Here is a 19985-nt window from a genome sequence, read left to right as displayed (position 1 = left end):
GATCCTCTCAAATCCCTTGTCCTCTTAGGCGAACATAATGAACGACAAGATGAGGCAAGAGACGACCCCGACCAGAACCGGCACGGATGTCCGTTTCACGATTTGTATCGGGTTAACCTTAATAATTGAGGCGACGACGATAATGACGGCCGCTACCGGCGAGATGGAGCGGACCAAGTTCGCAATGAGCTGCATTGGCAGCGAAATCATAACACCGCTGATCCCCAGATTCTCGGAAATATCCGGAATGATGTTAATCACGGAATAGAAAACAGCCAATCCGCTGCCGCTGATGAACGTAATCAAGCCTTCCACACCTGCGAAGGTCAGCATCAGGATGACGCCGGCGCTCTCGATATGTCTAACCGATTCGATTAACATATCAATAATGCCCATTGCTTTTAAGCCTTCGACCAACATACCTGCAGCGACGATCAGGGAGACGACCTGAGCCAACCCTGTTCCCATGCCCGTAAAGAAGATCGAGAGCTGTTTAGAGGTTTCTTTGAAGGAACCTTTGCGAATAATCTCAATGAGCAGGGCCAGCGCCATACAAATGAACGTAATTTCCACCAGCCCAAGCTTGACACTCGTGATCAATAATCCAAATACCAACACGAGAACAAGCGGCAATATTGGCAGCAAGCCGTAGTAGGCTGGCGGCAAATCTTTTTTCACGGACAGCTTTTCATCATTGATGTCCTGATGCAGGGCGCCTTGCTGGCGCTTATCCATATATTTCTGCCAGAAATAATGAGCGACAGCCATAATCAGCAGCACGGGAATCGAGATCTTGGCATGATAGGTAAATACATAGTCGATAATATCGATCCCCAGATTTTCCGCAGCGACGACATTGTCCGCTCCCAGAGGCGTTGGAATAATCGTCGCCGTGGTTGCAATGATAGCTCCAGCCGTGAGCGATGACATTCCCGTGTTCTTCAAGACCGGATAAAGGGTGGCCATGAGAAGAACCGCCAGGCTGGACGCGCTTGGCACGACCAGAGACAGCAGGTTACCAAGCAGGAACACAATTGGCACAAGGATATACTGCGACTTGATGCGGCCCAATGGTTTTGTCAATAAATGCACGGCGACATCACTGGCTCCGATGTGCGTCATGTAGCTTGAAAAACCGAACAACACCATAATCGTTAACCCGACGCCGCCCAATTGTCTGACGAAAACTAACCCAATCTGTTTGAACGGATCAAGCAGGGCGAGCCCGGTTGTATCTTCAGGTGACAGAACTTGATGTCCGAGCAGCGCGGCAGCGATCATAAGCACGATACCTGCGGCCAGGAGCACAAATTTAGCGTCATAGTTCTTGGCGATCAAATACCCGGTTGCAACAAGAAGAACGATGCTGATGATGATCTCCAACACGTTGAACACGCTCCCTTATATAATAAGAAGGTTTATACGGTTTTGCCAAGGACTTCAATTGCCCACTCGCGGAAAGCGGGAACATCAATGTCCAGACATACGGTGGCGTTGCTTGGCTTGCCAAGGCGGTTCGTAATATCGGTGACCGTCGTGCCGGCCGTATAAGTTCCTGCCAGCTCGATGGCAACGAAGCAGTCCTGCGTCTTGAACAGCCCTGGATTGACCAGATAGGCAATGGCGCATAGGTCATGCATTTTCAGACCGCGGCTCTTCAGGCTGCCGCCCCGGTAATGCTGGAACAAGGAGTAGAGCATGAAGCCCGTCTTGTTCATTTCCTTTATCTTCTCCACAATCTCGGTCGTCAATGTAGCCAGGCTGGTCACATCAAGTCCGACCATCACCAGAGGCAGACCGGCATTGAATACGATGCTGGCGGCTTCCGGATCGGCATAAATGTTGTATTCTGCATTCGGTGTATGGTTGCCGCGGGAAGCGGAGCCGCCCATCAGCACGATTCGCTCAATCTTCTCCTTGCATTCCGGGAACAGCGTCAGCAGCAGCGCCACGTTCGTAAGCGGCCCGATCGGAACGATCGTGATGGGCTCCGGGCTGTTGAGAATGGTGTCGCGCATCTGCAATACGGCATGATCGAGCGCAGCCTGCTTCGGTTCGTCGAAATCATAGCCGTCCATGCCGGATTCTCCGTGAATATGGCTGGAGTCTTCGGCCGGGCGTACGAGAGGCTTGGCCGCGCCCCGGGCGACAGGCACTTCTTTGCCGAAGAACTCGAGCAGCTTCAAGGCGTTATTGGTCGTCTTGTCGAGTCCGACATTGCCTGCAACCGTCGTGATCAGCCGGACATCGATGCGCTCATGGAACAGGGCGGCCGCAATGGCGACGGCGTCATCAATTCCGGGGTCCGTATCCAGAATGATAGGAATTTTTTTAACAGTTTCCATGTTCAAGCACTCCTTTTGGATGTAGTGGGTTGAAAGAGACCTATGAAAACAAATCAATTGTATGTGTAACCGGTTACACATCCGACAAAGAACTTCTTCATCCCAAGCTGTCGTATGGGCATGAAGAAAAATCAGAACGGTCAGGGAACCTGTTTTTTCTGAAGGTTAGCATTCCCTTAAAATGAAGTTCTATGAAACGTGACATACGGCCGGGTCGATTATCGCGTCGTCCCTCGCCGAATCAGCTCTACGGGAAGCTTGTAATGCATCGTATCCAGCGGCTTTCTCTCGATCATTTTGATCAGCATTCGCGCGGCCAGCAGCCCCATTTCATAGATCGATTGCGCAATCGTCGTCAATTCCGGGTAGACCATCTCGCCGAGCGAGATACCGTCGAAGCCGACAATCTGCATCCGGTCGGGAACGGGGATGCCCCGTTTCTGGACGGCCCGCAGCGCTCCCATCGCCATAATATCGTTGCCGGCGAAGATCCCGTCGAGATCGGGGTGGCGGTCCAGCAAGCGATTAGCTGCTTCGGTCGCCTGGTTCAGGTTGAAGTTGCCTTCGAATATGAGATCGGGAGAGAACCATGCGGTCTCTTGCACCACATCCAAATATCCCTGGCATCGTTCGTCCGCAATCGATAGCTGCTGCGGTCCCCGAATATGGGCGATTTTGTTGCAGCCCCGATCGAGGAGAAATTGCACGCCTTGCCGTGCGCCCTCGCGGTTGTCGGAGGCGACCGTCGGAATGGTGTCCGAAATCGTCCGATCCAACGTAACCACCGGGACATCCAGCTGTTGGACCTCTTCCGCCGACAGCGTATTGGATGCAAGGATGAAGCCGTCGATGTATTTCTGCTTCAACGCATGAATATATTGCTTCTCATTGGCAGGGGTGTCGTCGGAGTTGCACAGAATGGTCGCGTATCCGTATAACTGGGTTACCTTCTCCACAGCACGGGCAAGTTCATTGAAGAACGGGTTCGTGATGTCCGGGACAAGAAGCGCCAGCATTTTCGCCGATTTTTTGGTCAAGCTTCTGGCGACGTCATTCGGAATATAGTCCAGTTCCCGAATCGCGTTCATCACTTTCTTCTCGGTGTCCTCGTGGACATACCCTTTTTGGTTAAGGACCCGGGAGACGGTTGCGACCGATACGCCCGCCAATCTCGACACATCTTTGATCGTGGCCATGACGGAGTATCCTCCCTTTCTATGTGTAACCGGTTACACATCCGTTACATCATTTATCATATGTCCTGCTTGTCTGTTTGTCAACGATCCAAGATCTGCAAATCAATTTGTTATTTTGTTGTCTCTTCTGGTCGGAGTCCGGCAACTGTCACTTATATTATGACCCGATTTGGCATGAAGCGATGGAATGTGAGTGGTGGATTTATTTCCTTTTATCTTCTTTTTTTGTCCATTTATTTGCGGCGAGTCGAATTGTGAGATATTAGGTCGAAGTACCCATAATAATGAAAATAATGCGCGATAAATTTTCAAAGAAATGAATATTTTATACCATATCATCATTGAAAGAAATCCCCCAATCAGGGGATATTTCGGGGATTTTGCTGCCTTTGGAAGCGCATCGAACAATTTTCAAAAAAGTGATTGACAAATAGGAAGCTGTCCCATATATTGAGCATTGAATAGTGCTTTAGCTGGGTATGATTGGATACAACAACTACATAGGGCACACTAATCGAAAGATTAGGCCGCAAAGCTTAGGAATCTAAAGGTCGTCAGGCCCATGATCGTCCGGCTGCATTTAACAATCGTTAAATTGCAGCCGGATTTTTTATTTTTCATAGGGCGGTTCTCCGCGGTATTTTTGGTCCGCAGAACGATATAAATAAGACGTGAGGAGGCAATTTTACTCTGCAAAGGAGGACTCAGATGAAAAAATGAGGAGGAAACTATGAAACGCCGATTCAGACTACTAGTCACATGGTTGTGTATGTTGAGTGTCGCATTTGGGACGATTCCGGGCACGCTCGGGGCCCAGGCGGCGAATTCCGGGGAGCTTGAGTGGCCGAATCCGGGAGCCGTGAAGCTCACGAAGGAAGCGAACCCGGTTGAAGGCAAGCTGGATGAATGGGATATTACACTGACAGTCGAAGGCAAGAACCTGAAATCGGGCTCCTCGGATATCGTGCTCGTAATCGACAAGTCGGGAAGCATGACCCAAAAACCGAACCAGAATCGATTGCCAAAGGCGAAGGATGCAGCCAAGAAATTCGTTGACAATCTGTTGATTGAAGACTCGGACACGAGAATTGCAGTAGTGACCTTCAATAAGACTTCTGATCAGGTATCTGACTTCAAGGGCCTTGACCAGAAGACGGAATTGAAACGTGCCATTGATAATATACAGGCGACCGGGGGAACAAATATTCAGGCCGGACTGCACGAAGCTCAGGAGCTTTTAAAGACAAGCCAGGCCAAGAACAAAGTGATCGTTCTGCTGAGTGACGGGGAGCCGACGTATAGTTACAAGGCGTCTGCTGCAGTAAAAGGTTCATGGGGAAATAATAGCCATCAGTTTATCCTTTCTGATTTTAACTACAAAAACATTATCGGGTCGGGCTCCAGTTATAGCCTAGGATCTAGCTGGTATGGTTTGGGCAAGGAAACTTGTGGTTGGTGGAGCTGCAGCTATGAGTTTGAAATTAAAGACAATGGCATCGGCACGATTTCCGAAGCCAAGCTGGCCCATGATGCAGGAATTCATATTTATTCTATTGGGTTGGATGTCGGCAGCAATAGCAATGCTACCAATACGCTGAAGGATGTTGCGAACAAAGGCTATTATTCGGGCACCAGCGACAGTCTGGAGCGAATCTTCTCCGAACTGGCCAGCAAAATTGCCTTTGCCGCAGAGAATGCGGTAGTCACTGACCCGATGGGAGACATGTTCGACCTGAAGTTGAAGGGAAGCTCCTTCGGCCCGGACGACTACAAGGCCTCTCAAGGGGAGGTAACCTGGAACCCGCAAACCGAAACGTTTACCTGGAACATCGGCAATGTTACGGAAGGCAATCCGGCGACGCTTACTTACCGGGTCAAAATGGATCATTCCAAAAACCCGGATCCGAAACAATTGTACCCGACCAATAAGACAACGACGATGAATTACACCGATGCCAAAGGTGATCGTACATCGAAGGATTTCGAAGTGCCGAGAGTGGGCTTGGGCAAAGGTTCGATTCTCGTCAAGGCGTATAAGGTCAACGCCAACGGCAAGCCGGTCAATTCAGACGGTCAAGAAGTCGAGCGCCCGGATTTGGCCCAAGAGCTGTACAGCCGCTATCACGAGGAGGATGGAAGCGACGCGCTTGAGGTCGGCAAATCCTATACCGTACCTGCGCCAACAGTGCCAGGTTACACGTTAAGAGTTGGCGACAACCCAACGAAAGTTGATTTGACGGTAAGCAAGCCTTCGCCAATTATTTGGTTCGGTTACAATGATGTCCCTAACAAGCTGACGATTGTTCACCAATCGGGAGACAAGGTGCTGGAGCGCAGCGATGCGGACAAAAAGCCCGGCGAATCGATTGATGTAACCAGCAAGAATTTCGCCGGATACGAGTTCGCCAATGTCGAGGTTAGCGAGGGCAGCGGACTCACTGTGGACAACGGGCATGTAACGGGCGTGATGCCTGGCAAGGATGTAACGATTACTTTTCATTACACCGCAAAAGATCAAAGCGTAAAAGTCCGTTACGTAGACCGGGCAACAGGCAAGGATCTGCTGGAACCAAGCGTGAAGACAGGGAAGACGGGAGAAATACTGACGCTGGAAGCCGCACATGTTGCGGGATATGAAGCGGAAAAGCCGACAACCGTGGAATACGTGCTAAAAGCCGGCGAAAATCCGGATCATGTCTTCTACTACAACGGGACAGAGCAGAGCGTAAAGGTGCGCTATGTGGACCGTGGAACCGGCAAGGAATTGCTGGCCCCAATTGTGAAGACAGGGAAGACCGGGGAAGAGCTTACGCTGAAAGCCGAAGAAATTGCGGGCTATGAAGCGGAAGAGCCGAAAACAGTGACATATGAGCTGAAGGCCGATGAAAACCCAGATCATGTCTTCTACTACAACGGATTGGGACAGAGCGTAAAGGTTCGCTACGTTGACCGAGTTACAGGCAAGGATCTGCTGGAACCAAGCGTGAAGACAGGGAAGACCGGGGAAGAGCTTACGCTGAAAGCCGAAGAAATTGCGGGTTATGAAGCGGAAGAGCCGAAAACACTGACATACGAGCTGAAGGCTGGCGAAAATCCGGATCATGTTTTCTACTACAAGGCTCAGAAGCAGACCGTAACCGTAAAGTACCTGGAAAAAGGCACGGATAAGGTATTGGCTGAAGCAACGACGCATGAAGGCGTAACGGGTGAGACCGTAACGCTGAATGCAAAGCCAATCGCAGGCTATCAAGCGGAGAACGATACGCATGAGTACACGTTCCAAGCCGGTAAGAACGAGTATACGTTCTACTACACGGCTAAGGAACAAACGGTCACGGTGAAGTATCTGCTGGAAGGCACAACGGATGTCGAAGTTGCCGCACCGGATACATTCACAGGCCCAACGGGTTCCGAGAAGCTGCTAACAGCAAAACCGGTAGAAGGATATGAGCCGGTAGAGCCAAGTGAACATACGTATAAGTTCACAGCGGACGCCAATCAGGAGTACATCTTCTACTACAAGGCGCAGAAGCAGACCGTAACCGTGAAGTACCTGGAAAAAGGCACGGATAAGGTATTGGCTGAAGCAACGACGCATGAAGGCGTAACGGGTGAGACCGTAACGTTGAATGCAAAGCCAATCGCAGGCTATCAAGCGGAGAACGATACGCATGAGTACACGTTCAAAGCAGGTAAGAACGAGTATACGTTCTACTACACGGCGGAGAAGCAGACCGTGACAGTGAAGTACCTGGAAAAAGGTACGGACAAAGCACTGGCTGAAGAAACGACGGTTGAAGGCGCAACGGGCCAGACCGTAACGCTGGAAGCGAAGCCGATCCCGGGTTACACAGCGTTGAACGATGAATATGAGTACACGTTCAAAGCAGGAACGAACGAATACATCTTCTATTACGTCGGAAGCAGTCAGACGCTGACCGTGAAGTATCTGGAGCAAGGAACGGAGAAAGAACTGGCAGCGGAGAAGATGCTCGAAGGCGTAACCGGGCAGACCATCGAGCTGACGGCGGAAGAAGTGCCGGGCTACAAGCCGTTGAACGCGACGCACACGTACACGTTCTCGGCGGAAGCTGACCAAGTGTATACGTTCTACTACACCAAAGACGATCCGACAGGCGAAGAGCGCACCGTCATCGTGCATTACGTGGATCGGGCGACGGAACAATCCCTGAAGGAGTCGACTTCGCGCACTGGGGAAGTTGGTTCGACGATTACGTTGACAGCGGAAGACATTACGGTGACGGACGCTGTATACAAGCCAGAACGTTATAGCGTGGAGTACACAGTTACAGCGGACACCGAGCAGGAATACACCTTCTACTACAACAAAGTAGATGAAGGCGAGACGTACACGGTAACGGTTCACTACGTGGATCAAGAATCGAATCTGGCCCTGCAAGCTCCGTCAATTCATTCCGGCAAGGCCGGGGAAGTGCTGTGGTTGAGAGCGGATCAGATTACCGTTACAGACGCCGTATACACGCCGCTGAAATTCAATGAGCTTTACACGATTACAACGGCTCCTGATCAACAGTATACGTTCTACTATGTGAAGGGCGAGCATGGGGATATTCAGCTTCTGACGATTAACCATCTGGAAGCCGGGACGAACCATGTGCTGAAAGACTCCGAGCGAGTCAAAGGCAAAGCCGGCGAGCAGATCCTGTACCGGACGTCTCCGATTACGGTAACGGGCGCCGTGTATCACCCTGAGCATCCAAGTTACCCGTATACATTCAGTGACGAATCGGAGCAAGTGCTTACTATTTTCTACCAAAAGGACCCATCCCAGACGGAGCGCCAGGTGACCGTGAAGTATCTGGAGCAGGGAACGGGCAAGCAGCTGGCATCGCCGACGTCGAAGAGCGGCAAGCCGGGCGACCAAGTCACGTTGACGGCGGTCTCGGTATCCGGCTATACGCCGGTAAAGTCCAGCGATACGTACACGTTCACCGATGCGGAAGGACAGGAATACATTTTCTATTACACGAAAAATTCGTCCAATCCGGATCCGGGTTCCGGCGGTAATCCCAGCGAAAGTAGCTCGTATACAATAACGCCGTCGCCGAAGCCGCTGCCTCCGGTGCCGCCATTGCCGCCGGTGCCGCCGAAGCTGGATATGGAGAATCACTACAACTACATCAACGGCTACCCGGATGGCACGGTGAAGCCGGAGAATCAGATTAGCCGGGAAGAAGTCGCCGCCATCTTCTATCGTCTGATGGAGAACGAGAGCCGCGTGAACTATCTGACCGACCAGAATTCGTTCTCGGATGTAGCCAAGAAGCGTTGGTCGAACAAACATATTTCGACGATGGAGCGGGCCGGCATCATCACCGGATATCAAGATGGCACCTTCAAGCCGGGCCAATCGATTACGCGGGCGGAATTCGCCGCGATTGCGTCCCGATTCGACAAGCTCAATGATCAAGCGAACGGCATGTTCTCGGATATTTCCGGACATTGGGCGGAGAAATATATCGTATCGGCCGCCAACAAAGGCTGGATTAAAGGTTATCCGGACGGCACCTTCAAGCCGAACCAGTACATTACGCGGGCGGAAGCGATGGCTTTCATCAACAGTGTGCTGAATCGGAAGGTGAAGGCAGCCGATATTCATGAGGATGCGAAGCAATGGCCGGACAACAAGCCGGGCAAATGGTACTATTCGGATGTGTTGGAAGCGACGAACCACCACGAGTACAGCCGTTCCGAAGACGGTTATGAGACGTGGGATTCCATCCAACCGGACCGGGTATACCCATAAGGCAGGCTCGCCTGCATGAACAAGAAGCTCCTTCCGAGGCATCTGCCTGGAAGGAGCTTCTATGTCTGTTATGGATTAGCTAGCGAACAGCTTGTCCATGAATTCATAGGTGAGCGGGGTAGTCTCCTTGAGTTCTTCCCGTGTCGCGTCGCTGTATACATACAAGCTCGCGGTCTCCGCGAAGTATTCGGTCGGATGGACCGACACGTAGCCGTCCCCGTTATAGTTGACGTTCGCTTCCTGATTGAAAATGTTCTTGAATTCCTCGGTGCTGCTGATTTCATTGAAGACGATGCGGTCGACCGCATGCATGGTCTCGTGAATTTCCAGATTGAACGAATTGTGTCCCTGTCCCTTCTTGCTGTAACCGATGCGGGCGACGACGACACGCTCGCTGACGCCGGGAACATCGTCCCATGTCATGCCAGTGCCTTCCCAGCCTCGCGGGGTAACGCCCTTCAAATAACTTAACTCCGGTTCGTTCGTAATGATGTCGTTCGTCAGCTTGATTTTGACGCCCTTGTCATACAGCATGCTCAGAATGCGGGCGGGGATCTTGTCCAGCCGTTCCTTCATGGCTTCGGCTTCCTTGACATTATAATCACTGCTTGGCAGCACGACTAATTTATCGATAATGGCATCCTCAGCGTGAACCGGATAGACCGGTACCGTGAACAAGATAGCGGCCAATACAAGCAGGCCCAACAGACGCTTGTCCCATTTCATCGCAATCTCTCCTCTGAAGCCTGGCGTCTCTGCTTCCGCGACTCTTCCATTCCATCCGGATTGGTAGAGTTGATCGGCGCAGTTCGGCGCTTGCTTCAATATTGGTAGCTGGCTGGCTGAGCGCTGGCGGCGCTGAAGCCCCTATAGCTTTGCGTCCCTGCTTTTCAACAGGTTTGCCTTTGTCAATACGGAGTTGACCTGTTCCTTCGCTTGTCCATCCTAATGAAAAAGCCCCGCCTACCGAAGTAAGAAGGGCTTGAGAACGTTCGCGAAAGACACGTCAAGCTATCTCTATCGGTAACTGGCTGGCATAGCGAGTATCATCGCTGAAGCCCCTGTAGCTTTGCGTCGCCATCTTTCGATGGGTTTGCCTTTATCACTAGGATAGATATGCGATTGGAAGAAAAATCTAGTGAACTATCTACCTTTAGAGTAATATTGATAGAATAGCTTGTCAAGAAGAACCGGCGTGCGCGGACTTGATTTTTACGGGCTTTTTTTGCGGCTTTTCGGGAGAAACGAAGGAACTGGACGGCCCTTGGAACTGGTGATAAAGTTTAGAGGAAAAGATACGAGACAGAAAGATGCCTCTACGGGTGCTGTACATGCAAAGGAGTATGAAACGTGACAATCAAAAGCTTTCTCAAGCTGGTCGAGATCCAGACCAAAACAGCCAGCATGATCCCCTTCTTTATCGGGACGCTGTACGCCGTGTTTCGGTTCCAATCCTTCGAAGTCAGCCATTTCTTGCTGATGCTCGCCTCTCTGCTGTCCTTCGATATGGCGACCACGGCCATCAACAACTATTACGATTACAAAAAGGCGATCAAAACCCATGGCTACGGCTATGAGGTCCATAATGCGATCGTGCAGTACAAATTGAAGGAATCGACGGTCGTCGCCACCATCGTGACGCTGCTCGTCATTGCGATTAGCGCAGGGGTTGTTCTGTTTCTGCAGACCGGCCTGCTGATTCTTCTTTTAGGCGGATTATCGTTTTTGGTCGGCTTTTTGTACTCGCTTGGACCGGTCCCGATCTCCCGCATGCCGCTGGGGGAATTGTTCTCCGGGTTGTTCATGGGGTTCGTCATCATCTTCATCTCCACGTATATCCATGTGGAAGATCATCAGCTGGCGGCCTTGTGGCTGGAAGACTGGCATGTGAAGGTCGATATCAACATTATCGAAGTGCTGCTGGTGTTCCTTATCTCGATACCGGCGATTCTGTGCATTGCGAATATTATGCTGGCCAACAATATTTGCGATATGGAAGACGATGTGGAAAATAAACGGTATACGCTTCCGGTCTATATTGGGAAGCCGAATGCGCTGACTTTGTTCCGTATCATCTATTATGCATCCTATCTGGACCTCATCGTCCTGTTCATCTTGAAGGTCAACCCGATTATTCTGCTGCTTGTCCTGTGCACGCTGATACCGGTACAGCGCAATATCCGCGCTTTCCAGCAGAAGCAGACCAAGGAGCATACCTTCGTCTTGGCGGTCAAAAACTTCATCATCACGAATGTGGCCCGAATTGCCGCTCTAGGCGCCGCGATTTTGCTCAACCTGATATAGTCTAGCCGTTCCAAATCCGTGAGGGAGGTATTCCGCCATGTTCATTGCGTTCTCTTCGGGCGACTCGGTTCTCCATGAGCCCGCGTTCATGAGGGATGAAGTGCAGTACCATGTGCTTCATCGAGTATGCGAATCCGGCGAATCGCTGCGGATGAAGCTGGAGGATGGGCGGGCTGTCCTGGGCCAGACCCCGGGATACCCTGCCTGGCTATGGATGGATGCCGGCGTGAGCGAGGCGGAGCGCATCCTGCTCCTGCACGCCTTGTGCCGGCAATTAACCGGAATCGAGCTGCCGGGCATCTCGAGCGAGCCGCGCCTCGCCGAAGCGTTCGCCCGTGAATATGCGTCACAGCGCGGTCTCCGCCAGGAGACGCGCATGGTGATGCGATCTTACGCATGTCCTCGGGTGATGGAGCCAAGTCGTCCAGCGGGCGAAATGCGGAAGCTGTCAGAGGACGACATACCGACCGTGGCCCGCTTCCTGGCTGCGTTCTCTACGGAAGCATACGGGACATTCGTTCCTCCGTCGAGCCGGAGAGCGGCGGCGGAGCAGACGGTCAGAGCGGGCCATCTCTACGGCTGGATGGCCGGGGAGCAGCTTGTCTCCATGGCGAACATTACGCACCGCTCCGCCCGGCATGCGCGGATTAATGCGGTGTACACTCCGCCGGAACACCGGAAGCAAGGGTTCGCCAGCGGCTTGGTCGCCGAACTGTGCCGATTGATCCTTGCGGGAGCTCGTATCCCGGTGCTGTATGCAGATGCCGCGAACCCGGATTCCAACCGGGTCTATCGGAACATCGGATTTATGGAGCACGGTATCATCGCAGACATTCATTTTGTTCCGTAACGCATCATCCCCCCTGCTCTCGCCTAATCAGACGGAGCAGGGGGGATGGGTAGGTTGCAGGGGGATGGAGCGAGAACACGGCTGTTCCCTCGTCCCCTTGGCATTTCCTCTACTTATTGGTGCTGTGCTGCTTGTTCGGCAGCTTGTTGCCCGGCGAGCCTTTGCCCTGGCGCTGCTGATTGCGCTCCGCCTTCTCCTGCGTCTCCTTCAGCTTCTCTACATAATCATGCGTATTTTCCATCGTCGGCACCTCCTTAGTCCTTAGGCTCTTACTATTGCCAACTCCAATGTTTTCATTCCGTTCGCCCAGACGCAAACATCAGGAGCTAGTCGCTCCTGATCGGCTGGTTATGCGCGGTTGCGGTACTCATGCTCCAGGATGCTCATCATAATGGAATCATGATACGCATGATTGTAATATAGGGCATCGCGCTGCACGCCCTCGCGCTGGAAGCCCATTTTCTCGTAGACGTGAATGGCGCGTTCATTGAAGGCGAATACGTTCAATTCAATCCGATGAAGCTGCAGAATGCCGAAGGCGTATTCCAGCAGCAGGCCGATCGCTTCGCTGCCGAACCCTCTGCCCTGATTCGCCGGCGCATCAATCGCGATGCGCATGCTGGCGCTGCGGTTAATGCTGTCGATATCCTGAAGCTCAATATCCCCGATGACTTGATCGGATTCGCGGAGCGCGATCAGCAGCAGCATGTCGGAAGCGGATTGCGTTTTGCCTTCGATATGGCGGGCGACTTGCTCCTTGGAAAAATGCCTCTGCGTCCCCGTTAATCGTCTCATTTCCGGATCAAATAGCATGTGGTAATAAAGGTCCGCATCCTCCGGGCCGATCGGCCGCAAATAGATGCCCTTGCCTTCAAGAAATCGTACGGGTGCGTCTGTTTGTCTGTGCGTGGCCATCTTATTCCCTCCTGAATGTTCTACCTCTACTATACCCAACAACTGTATACACAGAAATATACAGATTATCGGAAATTAAAAGGACAGATCGGCTCGTTCAGACGTGTACGCTCCTATTTGTGTAGGGAATGCCGCGCATTGAGGCGAGGGAGGGAGTCAGGGTTGCAGAACCGAACGGAATCGATTAGAATATAAAACAATTAAGATAACTTAATTATTAAGGTGGTGGATGTGATTGAAGAAGGCAAGCGACGACCTTGTCCGTCTCGTCAAAGAGATGAATGAAGCGGATTATGCCATGAATGTCATGCTGATTCAAGCTCACGAGTTTCTGAACGATAGCGAGATTACGGCCAAGCAGACGATATTGCTCGAATTCGTTCACAAGCATGGACGTCTGACGGTCAGCGAGCTTGCGGAGCGGATGAAGGTCTCCTCCAGTGCGGTCAGCCAGATCGTCAGCAAGCTGGAGAAGGCGAAGTACGTCAGCCGGGAGATTAACCCGAACAACCGCCGGGAAATTTTCGTTCGCCTGGACGAGCGCGGAGCGGAGCATTTCGCCAAGGAGGAGGAGCTCGAGCGGACCATTATCGACCGCTACTATTCCCAGCTCGATTATGAGGAAGTTGTGACATTGAGGAACATCATCTTGAAGCTCAAAGGAATCGTAGAGAAGGATTGCAAGGGCAGGACGGAGACGAATTGATTGCTTCATGCGGAATCGGATGAACATCCCCGGGCAGGAGAGGGAGGGCTCTCCTTTATCCAATTGTTAAGCTATCTTAATAATTAAGTTAATTGAATTATATTCGTTTTCGATGACATCTATGAAAAGGAGAGGGAGCGGAATGGAGACGAAACGGGAGCGGTTAGAACGATTGTTCAAGAAGCTGGAACAACAAGGAGGAATGAGCGGGGTCTTCCTGGCCGCCGAGCAGGGCGAGATTATTTATCAAGCGGCCTTTGGAGAAGCCGACCTGGCGACGGGCCGACAGTTGACGATGGCATCGGTATTCGATCTGGCCTCATTGGCGAAGCCGTTCACGGCAGCGGGAATCATGGTGCTGGCAGAGGAGGGCAAGCTGGGCTTTGACGACCCGGTAGCCCAGTGGCTGCCGGAGCTTCCTTATCCGGGGATTACCGTACGGCAGCTGCTCTGTCATACGTCTGGGCTGCCCGATTTTATGGAGCTGTTCTTCGAACGTTGGGATCGGAAGCGAATCGCGACGAACGCAGATGTGCTTGCGATGCTGGCGGAGCATCGGCCGCCGGTTTATTTCGAACCGAATGAGAGCTGGTTGTACAGCAATACCGGTTATGTGCTGCTTGCGCTGATTATTGAGCGGGCGACGGGCCGGACCTTCGCCGACTTCATGCGCGAGCGCGTCTTCCTTCCGCTCGGGATGAACGCTTCGAGAATCTACAGCCGGAGAGTGGAAGGTGACGCCATGGACAATTACGCATACGGTTATGTCTATGATCATCATTCCTCCCGGTATGAGCTGCCCGACCTTGTGCCGGAGACGTATTTCGCCGTGTTCCTTGACGGCATCCAGGGGGATGGCGCAATGAGCTCGAACGTGCATGATCTGCTCGCCTTCGACCGGGCACTCCAAGACGGGAAGCTTGTCAGCAGGCCATCGCTGGAGCAAGCGTATGCTCCCGTTCGCCTGCACAATGGGGAAACATTCGATTACGGGTTCGGCTGGATATTAGAAGATAAGGAAGGAATGGGGCGTGTCGTTAGCCATAGCGGCGGCTGGCCGGGTTATGCCTCCCTCCTGAACCGCTATCTGGAGGCCGATATGACGTTGATTTATTTGCGTAACCGGGAGCAGGATGTCGAGTTCGACCAGGCGGTAATCGACGCTGCCGAACAAATTTTGTTCGACCAGCCTTATGAGATTCCGCAGCGGCCGTTAGAGAGACAGATTGCCGCCGTCGACACGGACTTATATGAGCGTTATGCCGGATTATACCAACAGGAGGACGGAGGGGACATTCTAATGTCCGTCTCGATTGAGGACGGCAGGCTCTACCTGCAGGTTGCCGGCAAGGTACGCGTGGAACTGTATCCCGCCAGTGCCACGAGATTTTTCGTTCGGCTGATTCCGGTTGAAGTGAAGTTCGTCGTTGAGGCGGGGAAGGAGCAGGCGGAGAAGCTGGTGATCGTCGAGGATGGATACGAGACGCATTCCGTACGGATCCGATAGGTCGGCTGACCCGCTGCAGACGTACCTGCTGTTGAGGGCAATTCATGTCAGAGACAGAAAATAGCCAAGGATGGGGAGAACGATGAAAATAAGGAACAGAGCGGTCAAAGGAGCGATAGTCATGATTATTGCAGGAATGGTCTTTTCCGGTCTTGGGCACGATCGGACCACATTCGCTGCGGCGGGCGAGGCCCGTCAAGCCGGTCCGGCTGATGCGCGTGAACTGGAGCAGTTTGCGGATGCTTTTTTTGACAAGAGAGAACCGAAGGATGCCGGCGGCGCCGTCGTTGTCGTCGTCAAGGATGGGAAAGTGCTGCTGAAGAAGGGGTACGGGTATGCCGACATGGAACGGAAGGTGCCGGTTGATCCGGATAAAACCGTATTCCGCATCGCCTCCGTCTCCAAGACATTTACGGCGGCCGCCGTCATGCAGCTTGCGGAGCAGGGGAAGATCGATTTGCACGCCGATATCAACCGCTATATGGGGGATATTCGCATTGACAATCCGTTCAAGGAGCCCGTGACGATGCATCATCTGCTGACGCATACGTCTGGATTTCAAGTTACATTGGAGACGATGGAGGATTTCCCGGAAGATCTGTCCCGCACGGTCTCGATCCAATCTTATATAAAGGATAGAATGCCGCCGGTGGTTCGCAAGCCGGGCGAAGCTTATATGTATGACAATTTCGCCTACATCCTGCAAGGCTATATTATAGAGCAAGTCTCCGGGATGCCATTCCATCAATATATGAAGGAGCATATCTTCAAGCCGCTAGGGATGGCGAGCAGCGATTATCTGCTGACGAAGGAGGTGCTGGAGCGTCTGGCTACCGGTTATGAGCGTGGCGGCAAGCCGATTTCGGTATATGGCGTAACGCCTACGGAGGGGCCGGACGGAGCGATGAACACGACCGGCAGCGATATGGCCCAATTCATGATTGCGCAATTGAATGGCGGCGCCAATAACCACGGCCGGATACTTCGTCCGGAGACGGTCGAGGCCATGCAGCTCTACCGTGAGCCGATACATCCGGCGTTCCCCGATGCGACGTACGGCTTCGAGAGCGAGCCTGCGGCCAGCAACGGGCAGCATGTCATTTCCAAGGGCGGGGATCTGCTCGGCTTCGCCTCCTGCATGTGGCTGCTGCCGGATCAGAAGACAGGCATATTCATCTCCGCCAATGCGGAAGGAATGCTGCGCTCGGACTGGTATGCCGCCTTCATGAACCAGTACTATCCGAAGAAGGAGCAGGCGCAGACGTTCCTTCGGACGCCGATGGATCAGCTTCGGAGGTTGGAAGGGGTCTATCTCGATCTGAGGGTGAACATTATGCAGACCTCCGTTACGGCAACGGGAGACGGAGAACTGTTGGTGGAGGATGTGCTGGGGCGGCACACCGCGAAGCAGATCGATACGCTTCTGTTCCAGGACGAGGCTGGGAAGCTGCTTGCCTTCAAGGAGAATAGCGATCGTACGGTCGATTATTTGAAATACCTGAACCCGGTCAGCTACGCCAAGAAGAGCACGAAGCAAGCCTTCCGTGACGTGGCCCAGGACAGCCCTTATGCCTCGCATATTCATTATTTGCAGGCCATTGATCGGGCGGCGGGATTCAAGGATGGGACATTCCGTCCGGAGAAGCCGGTGACACGGGCGGAATTGATCGCCCTTATGATGCGCGCGTTAGGCTATCCGCTGTCCGAACAGCATCCGGCGTTCTCCGATGCGGCGAAACATTGGGCCCATGCCGAGATTCAGACGGCCCTTGAGCTCGGTCTGGCGGAAGGAGTATCGGAAGACCGGTTCGGTCCGGAGGAGACGATCAGCCGGCAGGAAGCGGCAGAGATGATCGTACGCGGCATGGCGCCGATTCTGGAGAATGCCCGCCCGGATCTGAGCGGCGTGAAGCTGGCCGGGGGAACCGACGATACGTATGCGGACAGCGTGAAGACGATGGCGGCATTGGAACTGTACGGGCCGGAAGTCAAGCTGCTCGCGGACGGGGCCATCGACTTCGCGTCCCGGCAGGCGATGACCCGCCAGGAAGCGGCGCTGGTCATGTCGAAGCTGATGGATTTGATGCTCAAGGGGATGTGACCTGATATCAGAGCGATGCGGCATCGCCGCCGCTTCCCGCCTTGCGCCAAGAAAGCGGCCAAACCGCCAGCGCGTCAAGGAAGGAACCAAGCCGCCAGTCGGGAATTATCGGCAGTCTGGCCGATTGGCCTATTTCATGAGCGCCAGCTCCTGTATACTTTGATTATCCAGATTCTCACCTTGTGAACAGGCCAGTGGAGGTTGCCATGTTGTTGATTCCGAAGCTTGATGATAAGAGTCCCATACCGCAATATTTGCAGCTTGTCGATTATATCAAACGCGAAATCGCATCCGGCCGTCTGGCTGAGCAGACGCGGCTTCCTTCTATCCGCGCGTTGGCCGACTACTTGTCGCTCAGTCCGACGCCGGTGGAATTGGCTTATAACCAGTTGGCCGCGGAAGGATTCATTGCCAGCGTGCCGCGCAAAGGATATTATGTGCAGCATTTGCCGGAGCCGTACCTGCAGCTCGGGATCGGGGACGCGGAGCCGCATCGGCCTTCGGAAGCGGACGGCGTGATGAAGCGGGCGGCGCCCGCCCGTGACGCGAGGACGTATCCGTACGATTTTCACTTGTCCAGCATCGATGGCGCCCACTTTCCATACCGGGTGTGGCGAAGCATCTTTCAGGAGCTTCTCGTCCCGGAGCGGAAGGAGCTGCTCTGGTACGGGGACCCGCAGGGAGAGCCGGGCTTGCGGGAGCAAATCGCGAACTATGCGCATCAATTCAGAGGAGTGCGCTGCACGAAGGAGCAGGTCATCGTCGGCTCGGATCCGCATGTCCTGCTGACGATGCTGGCCAAGCTGTTGCGGGAGCATGCCGGCCATATCGCCGTGGAGAATCCGGGCTATCTGCTCTGCCCGGCCACGTTCCGCCAGCAGGGCTACGAGGTGACGCCCGTATCGCTGGAGGAGGACGGCATTCATATCGGCGAGCTCTATGACAGCGCCGCCCGCATCGTCTGCGTCTCCCCGTCCCATCAATTCCCGCGCGGCATGATTATGCCGATTGCGAAGCGGCTTCAGCTGCTGGAATGGGCCCGGCGAACGAACGGCTTCATCATCGAGGACGACATCGACGGCGAGCTGCGCTATTACGGCCGCCCGATTCCGTCTTTGCAAGGGCTTATTCCCGAATCCGATGTTATCTATCTGGGCGGGTTCGCCCAGGTGCTCGCTCCCGCGGTCGGCATTCATTATATGATCCTGCCGCCGTCGCTCCTGGGCGCATACCAGCTTATGGAATACTATACGCTGTTCGAGCAGTCGGCCCCCCGCTGGAACCAGCACGCGCTGCAGCTGTTCATGGAGCGGGGGCATCTGGAGAGGCATGTGCGCCGGATGCGCACCTTGTACCGGAACAAGCATGACTGCCTTATCTCGGCTATCCGGCGGCATTTCGGCGAGAGCGCCGACATTGCCGGGACGGATGCCGGGTTCCATATGCTGATGAGGTTCGAGAGCCCTCATAGCGATCAAGAGCTGGTGCGGCGGGCCAGAGAGGCCGGCATTCGCCTGGCCTCCGCGTCGTTCACCTGGCTGCGCCCGCCCGCAGAGAGCCGCAAAGAATTTTTCCTCGGCTTCGGCGGCATTCCGATCGACCGGATCGACGAGGGAATCCGCCGCCTGAGCAAGGTCTGGCTCGAGGGGTGAGCAGATCGGGAGCGGCTGCAGGCGGAGCTCGTCATAACTTGCCTAAGCGGCTCCGGTGCGGCCGGCTTACCGCCGGGCACCGGAGCCTCACGGGCAGGAGGGAAGGCCTCCCCATCCTTCGCTTCACCCTCAAGGAGCGGCTAGGATTGGAGGGGGATATAGATCTCGAACTCGTTCGTTTCCCGATCCGGATCGTCAATGGCGGGATGATAGCGTTGATCATAGCTTTCGAGACCGAGCACGGCATTGTTTTTTTCATAGCCTTCCTGCCTTATCCAGTCAAAGCATCGCACATAGAAATCGGACACTTGGGCCATGGGACCTGTGCAGGTGAAGCGGGCGTACCGTTGCGTTGGTATCGTAAGGCCGATCATTCCATCGGGCAGTTGACCCCAATCAGACACCTCTACACCGATATAATACGTAAAGTCCGTCGGGCGGTCATGGCTAGCCGCGACAAATTGGAAGGGGTGGATCCGGTATTCAATCTCATGCACGCGTTCCGCGAACTCTCGCCACAGACTCGGAATCGCAGGCGCAGCCGAAAAAGGGCCTGTCCATCCCATCCCCACTATTTTGAACTCACCTTTGGTCACAATACTTCCTTCCATCGTTCATGCT

General features: G+C 53.6%; 14 protein-coding genes and 3 riboswitches. Of the genes, 7 read left to right on the top strand and 7 right to left on the bottom strand.

What is annotated here, in order from left to right; translation table 11 throughout:
* Nucleotides 1-24: 24 nt before the first annotated feature.
* The 3 genes from dcuC to NNL35_RS01910 all read right to left on the bottom strand — a co-directional run bounded on the left by dcuC (nt 25) and on the right by NNL35_RS01910 (nt 3541).
* Entirely contained in the window at nt 25-1386 is a 1362-nt protein-coding gene (dcuC, locus tag NNL35_RS01920; RefSeq protein WP_006679987.1) for a C4-dicarboxylate transporter DcuC, read from the bottom strand.
* Nucleotides 1387-1418: 32 nt separating this feature from the next.
* Nucleotides 1419-2345 (bottom strand): ribonucleoside hydrolase RihC, encoded by a 927-nt coding sequence (rihC, locus tag NNL35_RS01915; protein ID WP_006679988.1) that lies wholly within the window; start codon nt 2343-2345, stop codon nt 1419-1421.
* Nucleotides 2346-2563: 218 nt separating this feature from the next.
* Entirely contained in the window at nt 2564-3541 is a 978-nt protein-coding gene (locus NNL35_RS01910) for a LacI family DNA-binding transcriptional regulator (RefSeq protein WP_006679989.1), read from the bottom strand.
* Between the two features lie 494 nt (nt 3542-4035).
* A riboswitch (cyclic di-GMP riboswitch) is annotated at nt 4036-4123 on the top strand.
* A 190-nt stretch (nt 4124-4313) separates the two neighbouring features.
* Between NNL35_RS01910 and NNL35_RS01905 the strand changes: the two genes are divergently transcribed.
* Nucleotides 4314-9329, top strand: coding sequence for a MucBP domain-containing protein (locus NNL35_RS01905; RefSeq protein WP_254552880.1), 5016 nt, complete (start codon nt 4314-4316; stop codon nt 9327-9329).
* A 75-nt stretch (nt 9330-9404) separates the two neighbouring features.
* On the opposite strand, the gene NNL35_RS01900 is transcribed toward NNL35_RS01905, so the two are convergent.
* A complete protein-coding gene (locus NNL35_RS01900; RefSeq protein ID WP_006676163.1) occupies nt 9405-10055 on the bottom strand; it encodes an anthrax toxin lethal factor-related metalloendopeptidase in 651 nt (216 codons plus the stop codon).
* A 100-nt stretch (nt 10056-10155) separates the two neighbouring features.
* Nucleotides 10156-10243, bottom strand: a riboswitch (cyclic di-GMP riboswitch).
* Nucleotides 10244-10348: 105 nt separating this feature from the next.
* A riboswitch (cyclic di-GMP riboswitch) is annotated at nt 10349-10437 on the bottom strand.
* Between the two features lie 242 nt (nt 10438-10679).
* On the opposite strand from NNL35_RS01900, the gene menA reads away from it, so the two are divergent.
* Together menA and NNL35_RS01890 are read left to right on the top strand one after the other, a co-directional pair.
* Nucleotides 10680-11633: a 1,4-dihydroxy-2-naphthoate polyprenyltransferase gene (menA, locus tag NNL35_RS01895; protein ID WP_006676164.1), complete on the top strand. Its 954-nt coding sequence runs from the start codon at nt 10680-10682 to the stop codon at nt 11631-11633.
* 37 nt (nt 11634-11670) lie between these two features.
* Nucleotides 11671-12483: a GNAT family N-acetyltransferase gene (locus NNL35_RS01890; RefSeq protein ID WP_006676165.1), complete on the top strand. Its 813-nt coding sequence runs from the start codon at nt 11671-11673 to the stop codon at nt 12481-12483.
* A gap of 109 nt (nt 12484-12592) precedes the next feature.
* Here NNL35_RS01890 and NNL35_RS01885 read toward each other — a convergent pair whose 3' ends face one another.
* Nucleotides 12593-12724 carry a DUF4023 domain-containing protein gene (locus NNL35_RS01885; RefSeq protein ID WP_006676166.1) on the bottom strand — a complete coding sequence of 44 codons (132 nt, stop codon included), beginning with the start codon at nt 12722-12724 and terminating at the stop codon, nt 12593-12595.
* Nucleotides 12725-12831: 107 nt separating this feature from the next.
* Nucleotides 12832-13398, bottom strand: a complete 567-nt coding sequence (locus NNL35_RS01880; protein WP_006676167.1) for a GNAT family N-acetyltransferase — start codon at nt 13396-13398, stop codon at nt 12832-12834.
* Between the two features lie 235 nt (nt 13399-13633).
* Here NNL35_RS01880 and NNL35_RS01875 point away from each other — a divergent pair, with 235 nt between their 5' ends.
* From NNL35_RS01875 to pdxR, 4 genes are all read left to right on the top strand, one after another.
* On the top strand, nt 13634-14104 hold the full coding sequence (locus NNL35_RS01875; RefSeq protein WP_006676168.1) for a MarR family winged helix-turn-helix transcriptional regulator: 471 nt from the start codon (nt 13634-13636) through the stop codon (nt 14102-14104).
* A 142-nt stretch (nt 14105-14246) separates the two neighbouring features.
* Nucleotides 14247-15611, top strand: coding sequence for a serine hydrolase (locus tag NNL35_RS01870; RefSeq protein WP_006676169.1), 1365 nt, complete (start codon nt 14247-14249; stop codon nt 15609-15611).
* A 121-nt stretch (nt 15612-15732) separates the two neighbouring features.
* Complete coding sequence (locus tag NNL35_RS01865) at nt 15733-17712, top strand: serine hydrolase domain-containing protein (protein WP_254552878.1); 1980 nt, start codon at nt 15733-15735, stop codon at nt 17710-17712.
* Between the two features lie 206 nt (nt 17713-17918).
* The gene (gene pdxR, locus NNL35_RS01860) at nt 17919-19364 is read left to right on the top strand and encodes a MocR-like pyridoxine biosynthesis transcription factor PdxR (RefSeq protein WP_254552876.1); all 1446 of its coding nucleotides are present in this window, start codon (nt 17919-17921) and stop codon (nt 19362-19364) included.
* Between the two features lie 140 nt (nt 19365-19504).
* Here the strand turns inward: pdxR and NNL35_RS01855 are convergent, their stop codons facing one another.
* A complete protein-coding gene (locus NNL35_RS01855) occupies nt 19505-19975 on the bottom strand; it encodes a GyrI-like domain-containing protein (protein ID WP_254552874.1) in 471 nt (156 codons plus the stop codon).
* Nucleotides 19976-19985: the final 10 nt, after the last annotated feature.

Origin of the sequence: Paenibacillus dendritiformis, assembly GCF_945605565.1 — a bacterium.
Lineage (GTDB): Bacteria > Bacillota > Bacilli > Paenibacillales > Paenibacillaceae > Paenibacillus_B > Paenibacillus_B dendritiformis_A.
Note: the sequence above shows the minus strand (reverse complement) of the source record. Positions and strands in the feature narration are given on the sequence as shown.